Origin of the sequence: Lederbergia ruris, assembly GCF_018332955.1 — a bacterium.
GTDB classification, from domain to species: domain Bacteria; phylum Bacillota; class Bacilli; order Bacillales; family Bacillaceae_C; genus Lederbergia; species Lederbergia ruris.
In genome coordinates, this window is the sequence record NZ_BORB01000045.1 from 20,082 (window position 1) to 30,361 (window position 10,280).

The 10,280-nt window shown below is 36.4% G+C and carries 11 protein-coding genes; 9 read left to right on the forward strand and 2 right to left on the reverse strand.

Annotation, left to right across the window (positions count from 1 at the left end; translation table 11 throughout):
• Positions 1-110: 110 nt before the first annotated feature.
• The gene (locus tag KI363_RS18590) at positions 111-1,070 is read left to right on the forward strand and encodes a YpdA family putative bacillithiol disulfide reductase (RefSeq protein ID WP_212967277.1); all 960 of its coding nucleotides are present in this window, start codon (positions 111-113) and stop codon (positions 1,068-1,070) included.
• 9 nt (positions 1,071-1,079) lie between these two features.
• On the opposite strand, the gene KI363_RS18595 is transcribed toward KI363_RS18590, so the two are convergent.
• Together KI363_RS18595 and KI363_RS18600 are read right to left on the reverse strand one after the other, a co-directional pair.
• Positions 1,080-1,877, reverse strand: coding sequence for a cytochrome c oxidase assembly protein (locus KI363_RS18595; RefSeq protein ID WP_158324371.1), 798 nt, complete (start codon positions 1,875-1,877; stop codon positions 1,080-1,082).
• A gap of 70 nt (positions 1,878-1,947) precedes the next feature.
• On the reverse strand, positions 1,948-2,940 hold the full coding sequence (locus KI363_RS18600) for an asparaginase (protein WP_158324370.1): 993 nt from the start codon (positions 2,938-2,940) through the stop codon (positions 1,948-1,950).
• 105 nt (positions 2,941-3,045) lie between these two features.
• Between KI363_RS18600 and prsW the strand changes: the two genes are divergently transcribed.
• From prsW to rpsA, 8 genes are all read left to right on the forward strand, one after another.
• The gene (gene prsW / locus KI363_RS18605) at positions 3,046-3,732 is read left to right on the forward strand and encodes a glutamic-type intramembrane protease PrsW (protein ID WP_158324369.1); all 687 of its coding nucleotides are present in this window, start codon (positions 3,046-3,048) and stop codon (positions 3,730-3,732) included.
• 173 nt (positions 3,733-3,905) lie between these two features.
• Positions 3,906-4,682 carry a spore cortex-lytic enzyme gene (gene sleB / locus KI363_RS18610; protein WP_246516951.1) on the forward strand — a complete coding sequence of 259 codons (777 nt, stop codon included), beginning with the start codon at positions 3,906-3,908 and terminating at the stop codon, positions 4,680-4,682.
• 17 nt (positions 4,683-4,699) lie between these two features.
• Entirely contained in the window at positions 4,700-6,046 is a 1,347-nt protein-coding gene (gene ypeB, locus KI363_RS18615) for a germination protein YpeB (RefSeq protein ID WP_158324367.1), read from the forward strand.
• Positions 6,047-6,168: 122 nt separating this feature from the next.
• Positions 6,169-6,822: a flagellar brake protein gene (locus KI363_RS18620; RefSeq protein ID WP_158324445.1), complete on the forward strand. Its 654-nt coding sequence runs from the start codon at positions 6,169-6,171 to the stop codon at positions 6,820-6,822.
• A 42-nt stretch (positions 6,823-6,864) separates the two neighbouring features.
• On the forward strand, positions 6,865-7,059 hold the full coding sequence (locus tag KI363_RS18625) for a DUF5359 family protein (protein ID WP_212967278.1): 195 nt from the start codon (positions 6,865-6,867) through the stop codon (positions 7,057-7,059).
• A gap of 179 nt (positions 7,060-7,238) precedes the next feature.
• Positions 7,239-7,913, forward strand: a complete 675-nt coding sequence (cmk, locus tag KI363_RS18630) for a (d)CMP kinase (protein ID WP_373306811.1) — start codon at positions 7,239-7,241, stop codon at positions 7,911-7,913.
• Positions 7,913-8,497: a lysophospholipid acyltransferase family protein gene (locus KI363_RS18635; RefSeq protein ID WP_158324442.1), complete on the forward strand. Its 585-nt coding sequence runs from the start codon at positions 7,913-7,915 to the stop codon at positions 8,495-8,497. The genes cmk and KI363_RS18635 overlap by 1 nt, the downstream gene beginning before the upstream one ends.
• A gap of 139 nt (positions 8,498-8,636) precedes the next feature.
• Complete coding sequence (gene rpsA, locus KI363_RS18640; protein WP_158324441.1) at positions 8,637-9,773, forward strand: 30S ribosomal protein S1; 1,137 nt, start codon at positions 8,637-8,639, stop codon at positions 9,771-9,773.
• Positions 9,774-10,280 lie beyond the last annotated feature (507 nt).

The following is a 10,280-nucleotide window of genomic DNA, read 5'->3' on the forward strand; positions in this document are numbered from 1 at the left end:
ATTGCACTCATTTTTGAAATCTCCTATCATGTATAGGTAGGAGATTTCATTATTTAACCAATTATATACAATAAGGAAAACAGAGGAACTTAATATAGGAGAGTCTTAAAATGCAAAAAGAGGAATGTATTATTATAGGTGGCGGTCCTTGTGGATTAGCTGCTGCAATTGCTTTAAAAGCTATTGGGAAAAGCCCACTTGTGATTGAAAAGGGAAATATTGCGAATGCTTTATATCATTACCCAACCCATCAAACTTTTTTTAGTTCCAGTGAAAAACTGGCTATTGGGGACGTCCCATTCATCACAGTGGAGCGTAAGCCCAAGAGAAACCAAGCTCTTACATACTATCGTGAAGTAGTGAAACAAAAGGATTTAAGAATTAATCGCTATGAAACAGTGTTTAATGTCAAAAAGGAAAACGACATATTTAAGGTTGAAACCTCGAAGGATGTATATGAAGCGAAGTATATGATCATTGCTACTGGCTATTATGATCATCCCAATTATATGAATGTTCCCGGAGAGGAACTCGATAAAGTCCTTCACTACTTTAAAGAAGGGCACCCATACTTTGATATGGATGTCGTCGTGATTGGAGGAAAAAACTCCGCTGTAGATGCAGCGTTAGAGCTACATAATGCCGGGGCAAGAGTCACCAGTTTATACCGAGGAATAGATTATTCTACAAGTGTAAAGCCATGGATATTACCAGAATATCAAGCTTTGGTCAAAAATGAAGAAATTAAATTAGAGTTTAATGCACATGTTTTAGAAATAACCCCTCATTCTGTTCGTTACCAAGTGGGAGATGAAGTGAAAGAAATAAAAAACGACTTTGTTTTTGCCATGACCGGTTATCATCCGGATCATCCTTTCATTAAAAAAATGGGAGTGGAAATCGATGATATCACTGGGAGGCCACAATTCAATCCGGAAACAATGGAAACGAATATCGAAAATTTATTCATTGCAGGGGTGATTGCCGCTGGAAATGAAGCGAATGAGATTTTTATTGAGAATGGGCGTTTACATGGAGGTCTCATTGCAAACTGTGTAAAATATAAATAATGATCATCATTATTTGATTCTGTCTTTTTGTAATTTGTACCCATATTTCATTGTCCCCATTAAACTTACTTTATGAATAACAAGCATGAGAATTCCGGCTATTAACGGATCAGATTTATTGTGGAGAGGTAGCAAAATATCGATTGCATCAGTAGTAGGTAAACAAAGGCTAGCAGTTAATTGTCCCAGAGGTAGATGACCTACTCCATTCCAAATCCCAGTTACAATAAAATATAAACATGCTGGCATGAGTAGGAGAGAGCTTTTATAAATAAAGCTCTTTTTTGGTTTCATTTGGTTAGCGGGAGGATAGACAATCGGACGCCACATATTTATCGATAGATAAAATAACAAGTGTATATAAATTTTATGAATCACAGAATATTGAGAAAAGGTTTGTAAGAGCATTTGAAAGTGATAAGCAAAGAATAGTACGGAAAAGGAATAGAGGGCTGGGATGGGGCTGATGAATAGACGTCTTATCCACCTCATCTTATTAATGTGATTTAAATAAGCGTATAATGTCGGAGGGATCCCCAATAACAGGAGAGGGGGGATAATAAAATAATGAATACTCATAAAAACCATATGTGAACTAAATAATAGGTGGCTTAGTATCGATAAAGGACTTTCTATAATTAAATAAGCTACACATAAACTGAAGAAGAAAATAAGGGGTTGTGGAGAATAGAGTTTCAAGTTGGTTCCTTGCTTGATAAGGGTCCCATAAAGTAGTGCAATGAAGACTAAGATCATGAAAAAGATACCACTCCACTCATCACTGACCAAAATATAAAAAGAAAACATGTGGCCACCTCCATGTTTTCTATAAATATGTCTTTTCTCTATGTGTTATGATTGGTCAACCTGTAGATAATTAATCCTCATTCTCACAAACGGGATCTTGGAAAATTTGGCTTAGCTTGTTTTGGTTAGTCGTTTTTGTTAAAGCGATTAGTAATTTAATTCTTGCTTTTTGCCCATTTAACCCATTGCTAAAAATAACCCCCATCTCTTTCAGTTGCTTTCCACCACCTTGATAATCATAGACATCTTGAGCAACACCTTTAAAGCAGCGAGAAACGACAATAATTGGAATATTGGCTTTCCTTAACCTCTTGAGTCCCGGTAAGCAGCAAGGTGGGAGGTTTCCTTGTCCCAATGCTTCTATTACAACACCGTCATATTTTTTGTCATCAATCGCATCAAGTACATCCGCTTCCATTCCGGCGTATGCTTTTAGAAGCGCAACTCTTTTGGAAATTTGTTCAATATCATATTTTTCTCTATATAATGGCTTATAATGAAACAAAATCTCTCTTTTTGTCACTAAACCGATAGGCCCAAATTGTGGGCTTTGGAAGGTTGAAACATTGCTTGCATGGGTCTTTGTCACATTTTTCGCTGCATGAATTTCATCGTTTAAAACAACTAAAACCCCTTTATCTTTTGCTTCATTACAACAGGCAACACGTACTGCAGAAATAAAATTATACAAACCATCTGAGCCAATTTCGTTACTCGACCGCATGGCTCCAGTAATGACAATGGGAATGTGAATGTTTAGAGTGAGATCTAGAAAATAGGCAGTCTCTTCCAAGGTATCTGTTCCATGAGTAATCACTACTCCATTGAATGATTGTTGCTTGCATTCCGCCTCAATTAGGTTTTTCAATGTTAGCATCTCTGCGGGCCTAATATGGGGAGAAGGAAGATGGAATGGTTGCTTTGTGGTGATATGCGCTAAATTTTTGAATGCCTCAGTAAAATCCATAAGCGGATGATCAAGCGACGGGGCAACGGCGCCTGACTGGGTGTCTTCTTGCATGGAGATGGTTCCACCAGTATGTAATACAAGTATATTTTTCAATCGTTTTCACCTTTCCGATGTTAGTATGATTCATAACTTAAAATCATTTCCAATTCGACTTTTCCATGGTAACATAGAAGAAATAGACAGAAATGAGAGCTGGTTATGTTTGGCATATTATCCGCCGGGATTGCCCCGGGTTTAGCTTTAATAAGTTATTTTTATTTGCGTGACCAATATGAACAAGAGCCTGTTTTAAATGTATTTAAAATGTTCTTGTTTGGCGCCATTTTAACATTTCCGATTATGTTTATGCAATATGTGATAGATGCTGAAGAAATTATTGTAAATGAATATGTTCAATCTTTCATTTCCACAGCTTTTTTAGAAGAGTTTTTTAAATGGTTTATATTATTTTTAGTTATTTATCCACATGCTGATTTTGATGAACCTTATGATGGAATTGTTTATGGAGCTTCTATTTCATTGGGGTTTGCGACAGTCGAAAATATTCTCTATTTACTAGGTAATGGAATAGAATTTGCAATGGGGCGCGCCTTATTACCAGTATCGAGCCATGCTTTATTCGGTGTGTTAATGGGGTATTATCTAGGCAAAGCAAAATTTAATATTGCGGGAAGCCCAGCAAAATGGATCTTCTTATCCTTTTTTATACCTTTTATTTTACATGGATTTTATGATTCTATCCTAGTCGGAAAAAGATGGATTTACTATATCATTCCCTTTATGTTATTTCTGTGGTATGTCGGACTGAAGAAAGCCAAACATGCACATATATTATCGAAACGGCATCTTCAAAATCAAAATGAAGAAGAAACAGCTGCATTCTAATTAGAATCGTAGCTGTTTTTTTATGTTGGCATTATGAACGTAACTATTTTTATAATTTTTATGAATAAAATTGGGTTTTCCTTAAGACAATATGGTTAGGAAAACAACTTTTGGAGGCTATAAAAGTGAGATATAGCAAAGCGATTAAGTTACTAGCTGTTTTATTCGTAAGTATTATTCTAATATCTGTTCCCACTATTCATGAAACACGTGCATTTACAAATCAGGTTATTCAAAAAGGGGCAGTTGGGGATGATGTGATCGAACTACAGGCGAGACTGCAGTATATTGGATTTTACAATGGGAAAATTGACGGTGTGTTCGGTTGGGGGACATATTGGGCATTAAGAAATTTTCAAAGTGAATTTGGCTTACCTATTGATGGAATTGCCGGAGGAGATACGAAGGCAAAGCTTATTAAAGCTTCAAAATACGATCAACAGTATGTGAAGAACCAAATTCGAAAAGGCAATAAGTTTACCCATTATGGTGGAACGGATTTATCCAAACAATCTTCACCTAATAAAGGACAAGCTGGTAATCAAGGTGGTGGTTCCCAACCGAAACCATCTGCCACAAACACCCCTGCAGGTTTTTCACAAAATGATATTCGACTTATGGCTAATGCTGTGCACGGGGAAGCCCGTGGAGAACCATACGAAGGCCAGGTAGCTGTTGCTGCTGTTATCTTAAACAGGGTGAATAGTGCATCATTTCCAAATACAGTATCTGGCGTTATTTTTGAACCTGGAGCATTCACAGCGGTCGCAGATGGTCAAATATGGTTGGAACCAAATGATACAGCAGAACGAGCAGTTTTGGATGCAATTAATGGATGGGATCCAACAGGTAGTGCACTTTACTACTTTAATCCAGATACCGCTACCAGTGCTTGGATTTGGACTCGACCGCAAATTAAACAAATTGGAAAACATATCTTTTGCATGTAATAGGGAGGTGTTGAATTTTGATTAGATCTATATTAATTGGCGTTTTAGTAATCGGAATTGCGGGTACAGCCTATTGGGGGTATCAGGAGCATCAGGAAAAAAATGCTATTTTGATGAATGCAGAAAATAATTATCAACGTGCTTTTCATGATTTGTCCTATCAAATGGATGTATTACACGATAAAATCGGAACGACGCTAGCGATGAATTCTAGAAAATCCTTGTCACCAGCGCTTGCGGACGTCTGGCGGATTACCTCTGAAGCCAGAACACAGGTAGGACAACTGCCATTAACATTGTTACCTTTTAATAAGACAGAAGAATTTCTCGCGAATATCGGAAATTTTAGTTACCAAACAGCAGTACGTGATTTAGATAAGGAACCACTATCTAAGAAGGAATACACAACATTGGAAAAGCTGTATAGTCAAAGTGATGAGATTCGTTCAGAACTGCGTAAGGTTCAACACTCAGTTCTGGAGAACAACTTGAGATGGATGGATGTTGAATTGGCTCTAGCTTCTGGAAAAGAAGCGGCTGATAATACAATCATTGATGGATTCAAAACGGTTGATAAGAAGGTTAAAGGATTTGATGAAGAAAATTTAGAAGATACGACAATGGTCACATTTCAAAAAAAAGAAGAGAATTTTAAGCATTTAGACGGGAAATCGATTTCTAAAGAAAAGGCTGTTTCGCTTGCAAGAGACTATGCAGGATTAAAAAATATTCAAGATGTAAAGGTAACCGAGAGTGGGAAAGGTTCAGAGTATCGTTTTTACAGTATAAATCTGGATAGCGGTGGAGATCAAGTTAGTCTTGATATGACGAAAAAAGGCGGATATCCGATTTGGTTAATCAACCATCGTCAGATTGGGGAACAAAAAATCAGTTTAAATGATGCAGCTTTAAAAGCTAAGGATTATTTAGAAAAACATCAGTATGTAGATTTGCAATTAAACGAAAGTATGCAGTATGATACACAAGGGCTATTTACTTTTACAACTGTTCAAGATGGTGTGACCATTTATCCTGAATCCATTAAGGTAAAGGTAGCTCTCGATAATGGACAGATTATTGGCTTGGCTGCTTCAGACTATTTAAAAGGACATCATGATCGGGAAATTCCTAAGCCAAAGTTGACAAAAGAAGAGGCACGGGATTATATCAATCAAAATGTAAAAATAATGGAACACAGGCCGGCCATTATTGCTAATGACCTTGGTAAAGATGTATTTTGTCATGAATTCATGGGTACAATGGGGAACGATACTTATCGAATATATATTAATGCCGAAACGGGAATGGAAGAAAAAGTAGAAAAACTCCAAAATGCCGAGCCTCTATATGAAGATGTTCTTTAAGGGAAAACCCATCTAAAGCTAGAATGCTTAGATGGGTTTTGTTTTTTAAAATACTAGAAATTAAAAAATTTCTTTGAGATAATACTAAATGAATAGTAAAAAAGTAATAGGTGGGATATTGGATGATCAAGGTGGGTATGGAGCTAACATTGGAATTAGATAGAGAAAATAAAACGGAAAGCTTTAAAACAAAAATAGCTGATTACTCTGAGAACAAAATTTATATAACCTATCCGGTGGGAAGTGAATCAAATCGGGTCATTTTTTTACTAAAAGAGGAAGAATTATTTGCGAGTTTTACTGTTAAAGAAACAGGAAATGCCTATTTATTCAGAACAAAGGTGTTAGGGCAAATGAAAAATAAGATTCCTTTATTGATTTTATTTTTTCCGGACGAGGAACAACTAATGAAGATTCAACGCCGAGAATTTGTTCGTGTAAAAACAGGTTTAGATGCCTCTCTGAAAATTGCAGGTAAATACTTTCCAACCGTAACAGAAGATATAAGTGCGGGAGGCTGTTCAATTGTAAATCGTTATGCCCAAATTAAAAAGGGAGAGCTGGGTGAAGTTTTGCTTGTGTTGCCATTTTCATCACAGGACTATCTCTACCTTACCATTACGTGTAGAGTTGTAAGGAATTTCGAAAAAAAAGGAGTACATCTTATTTCTTTGCAATTTTTAAATTTATCTAATCAGGAGCAACAACAGCTAATCCGTTATACGTTTGAAAAACAATTAGAGTATCGAAAAAGAGGGATGAATGAAATAAATTAATACAAACTTGGCGATAATAAAGGAAAAAACGGAGTGGTGAACATGAAAAGATTGGAACGAATTTTCTTAAAACTAGTTTTATTCCACCTGTTTATTCTAATTGGTGTTCAAACGTTATTTCAACATGTAACCTGGTTTGACTATGTAAATAAATTAATTCAATATGAAGGCGTTTCCGGTATGGAAGAGCAGGATAAGTTGGATGTATTTCATCAAAAGATCAATCCACACGAATAAATAATTGTAAGGGGATTCTAATACAACTGATTGCGTTCTGTCATGTAATCATGATCACCTGTAGCTTTTCCTAAATAAATTTCTACATGTATTTAGGAGGAATTTAGTGTGTTATATGATAATATAAACATAAACTAAAATCATATTTATATGAAGCAAGCAGGTGAAGGAATTTGAAATTGAATAAAATTAGTATTGCTATTGATGGTCCAGCTGGTGCTGGAAAAAGTACTGTGGCTAAAATTGTGGCTGAGAAAATGTCCTACATATACGTTGATACAGGAGCTATGTACAGAGCTTTAACATACAAAGCTTTGGCGGAAAATGTCAATATCCAAAACGATCAAGAGTTGGCTGATCTACTATCCCATACAAATATACAACTATCACCATCTGAAAAAAGACAACTTGTCATTGTAGATGGCATAGATGTTACAGACGTCATACGTGAAGATAAAGTAACCAATACCGTGTCAACTGTAGCAGCCCACCGTCTGGTTAGGGAAAAAATGGTGAAACAACAAAAGGCATTAGGCCAAGCTGGTGGCGTTGTGATGGACGGACGTGATATCGGTACCGAAGTTTTGCCAAATGCAGAATTAAAAGTATTTTTAGTCGCGAGTGTTGAGGTAAGAGCAGAGAGAAGGCATCTTGAAAATATTCAAAAGGGGTATTCCTCAGATTTAGAAAAGCTCAAAAAAGAAATTAGTTTGCGTGACCAACAAGATTCCGAACGGGAATTTTCCCCATTAAGAAAAGCAGATGACGCGATTGAAATCGATACTTCATCACTTTCAATTACTGAAGTGGCTGACCGAATTTATCAGTTAGCTAATGAAAGGATGGAGAAATAGTGACTTTTTATAATTTTGCAAGAGGGGTTGTGAAATGCATTTTCAAGCCTCTCTATCGTGTTGAAGTAATTGGACTTGAGCATTTTCCAAAAGATGGTGGGGTTCTCCTATGTTCCAACCATATCAGTAATTTAGATCCACCAACAGTGGGCATCGCTGCACCTAGACCCGTTCATTTTATGGCAAAAGCGGAGCTATTCCAAAAATCAGCCACAAAGAAATTAATGAATGCGATCAATGCCTTTCCAGTTAAACGGGGCATGAGTGATCGAGAAGCTTTAAGAAATGGATTAAAATTATTAAAGGAAGATAAAGTCGTTGGGTTATTTCCGGAAGGAACTAGAAGTGTAACAGGGGAACTTGGTAAGGGACTAGCTGGTGCGGGTTTCTTTGCTTTACGTTCAAATGCCCATATCCTTCCTTGTGCAGTGATTGGTCCATATAAGCCGTTTAAAAAACAAAAGGTTGTTTTTGGAAAACCAATAGATTTTACGGAAATTCGTAAAAATAAAACATCGGCTGATGTCGCGACAGAAGTGATCATGTCAGAAATCCAAAAACTTATAAATGAACATACTTGTTAATTGAATGTCACATATAGTTACAATTACTTGACAAACGTATTCATTTGTAAGAAGTTAATAAGAGGATGATTTGAAATTAACTTAAAAAAGAAGAAATTTCATTAATTCTTGTATTTTAAAGCCGATAGGAGGAGTACATATGCCCGAGGAAATGAATGATATTGAAGTGAGAAATTTCTCTGAGGGAGATCAAGTGAAAGGAACTGTCACTAAAATCGAGGAAAAACAAGTTCTTGTCGATATTGAGGGAAGTAAACTTGATGGTATTATCCCGATTAGTGAACTATCCAGCCTCCATGTTGAAAAGGCATCGGATGTTGTCAGCGAGGGAGATGTTCTTGATTTAATTGTGACAAAAGTGGAAGAAGAACTTTTGGTTCTTTCCAAGCGAAAAGTGGATGCAGAAAAAGCTTGGGAAAAGTTGGAAGAACGCTATCAAAATAATGAAATTTTTGATGCTGAAGTGAACGAAATTGTCAAAGGTGGTCTTGTTGTTGACCTAGGAGTAAGAGGGTTTGTTCCCGCTTCTATGGTAGAAGATCATTATGTTGAGGATTTTTCGGAATATCAAGGAAAAACGCTTTCTTTTAAAATTGTAGAATTGGATAAGGATAAAAACAGACTTATTCTTTCACATCGTGCTGTTGTCGAGGAAGAGAAGAAGCAAGAAAGAAAGAATGTATTAGAAAAACTATCATCAGATCAAGTTCTCGAAGGAACTGTACAAAGATTAACAGATTTTGGCGCTTTCGTTGATATCGGTGGAGTGGATGGTTTAGTGCATATTTCACAACTTTCCCATCAACACATTGACAAACCATCTGAAGTTGTTCATGAAGGAGAAAAAGTGACCGTTAAGGTTTTATCAGTAGATCGAGATAATGAACGCATTTCTTTGTCTATTAAAGAAACTTTACCTGGGCCTTGGGAAAATATTGCTGAAAAAGCCCCTGTAGGTTCTGTTCTTAAAGGAACTGTAAAGCGACTCGTATCTTTCGGTGCTTTTGTTGAAGTACTTCCTGGCGTAGAAGGGTTAGTTCACATTTCGCAAATCTCCCATCAACATATTGGGACACCACATGAAGTATTAGAAGAGGGACAAACTGTTCATGTCAAAGTATTGGATGTTAATGAAGGTGAACAACGTCTTTCATTAAGTATAAAAGAACTAGAAGAACAGGAAGACAACAATCAAGATTTTGAGCTTCCGGAAGAAACTTCAGGCTTCCAATTAAGTGATATGATTGGAGATAAATTAAAAGACTTTAATAAATAATTGTCAGCCTCCCGAATAGACTATCGGGAGGTTTTTTATGCTTTAGCGTACTATAAATTCTAGCTTGTGGATAAGTTCTAAAAGTGGGTATTGACTTCCGGCTCCAGCGCCGAGCAACTAGCTGTGTTTCCTTTATCACAGGCCAACAGGACGTTGGTCAGAACGGCACGACTTTAGCCGTTCAACCTTATTACCTTAAGTTTGTACATCGCTAAACGGGCGCTTGCGCCTTTGTTCTGGCTTAGTAAAATTTTCCGCTTTCCACTGAAAACCATGCATATTAAGACTAATCATATTTTCTATATAACTAAGTTAATCATAATGTTGTATTTGTTGTTTTTATGCATTTTGTAATTGACTTTGTTGCGATTTAGTTGTACTTGTTTATGGCAAACTAAAAATGTAGGTTATGGCACTTCTTTTATGCATGGCCTATAGGGCTATGCATAAAAGAAAAAGCCACTTGCTAACAACTCAATAATTAACTACACTTCCTGTTGGACCATT

Coding starts and splice junctions, on each gene's coding strand:
- KI363_RS18590 (WP_212967277.1), top strand. CDS start 111: ATGCAAAAAGAGGAATGTATTATTATAGGTGGCGGTCCTTGTGGATTA.
- KI363_RS18595 (WP_158324371.1), bottom strand. CDS start 1,877: ATGTTTTCTTTTTATATTTTGGTCAGTGATGAGTGGAGTGGTATCTTT.
- prsW (WP_158324369.1), top strand. CDS start 3,046: ATGTTTGGCATATTATCCGCCGGGATTGCCCCGGGTTTAGCTTTAATA.
- KI363_RS18620 (WP_158324445.1), top strand. CDS start 6,169: ATGATCAAGGTGGGTATGGAGCTAACATTGGAATTAGATAGAGAAAAT.
- KI363_RS18625 (WP_212967278.1), top strand. CDS start 6,865: ATGAAAAGATTGGAACGAATTTTCTTAAAACTAGTTTTATTCCACCTG.
- rpsA (WP_158324441.1), top strand. CDS start 8,637: ATGCCCGAGGAAATGAATGATATTGAAGTGAGAAATTTCTCTGAGGGA.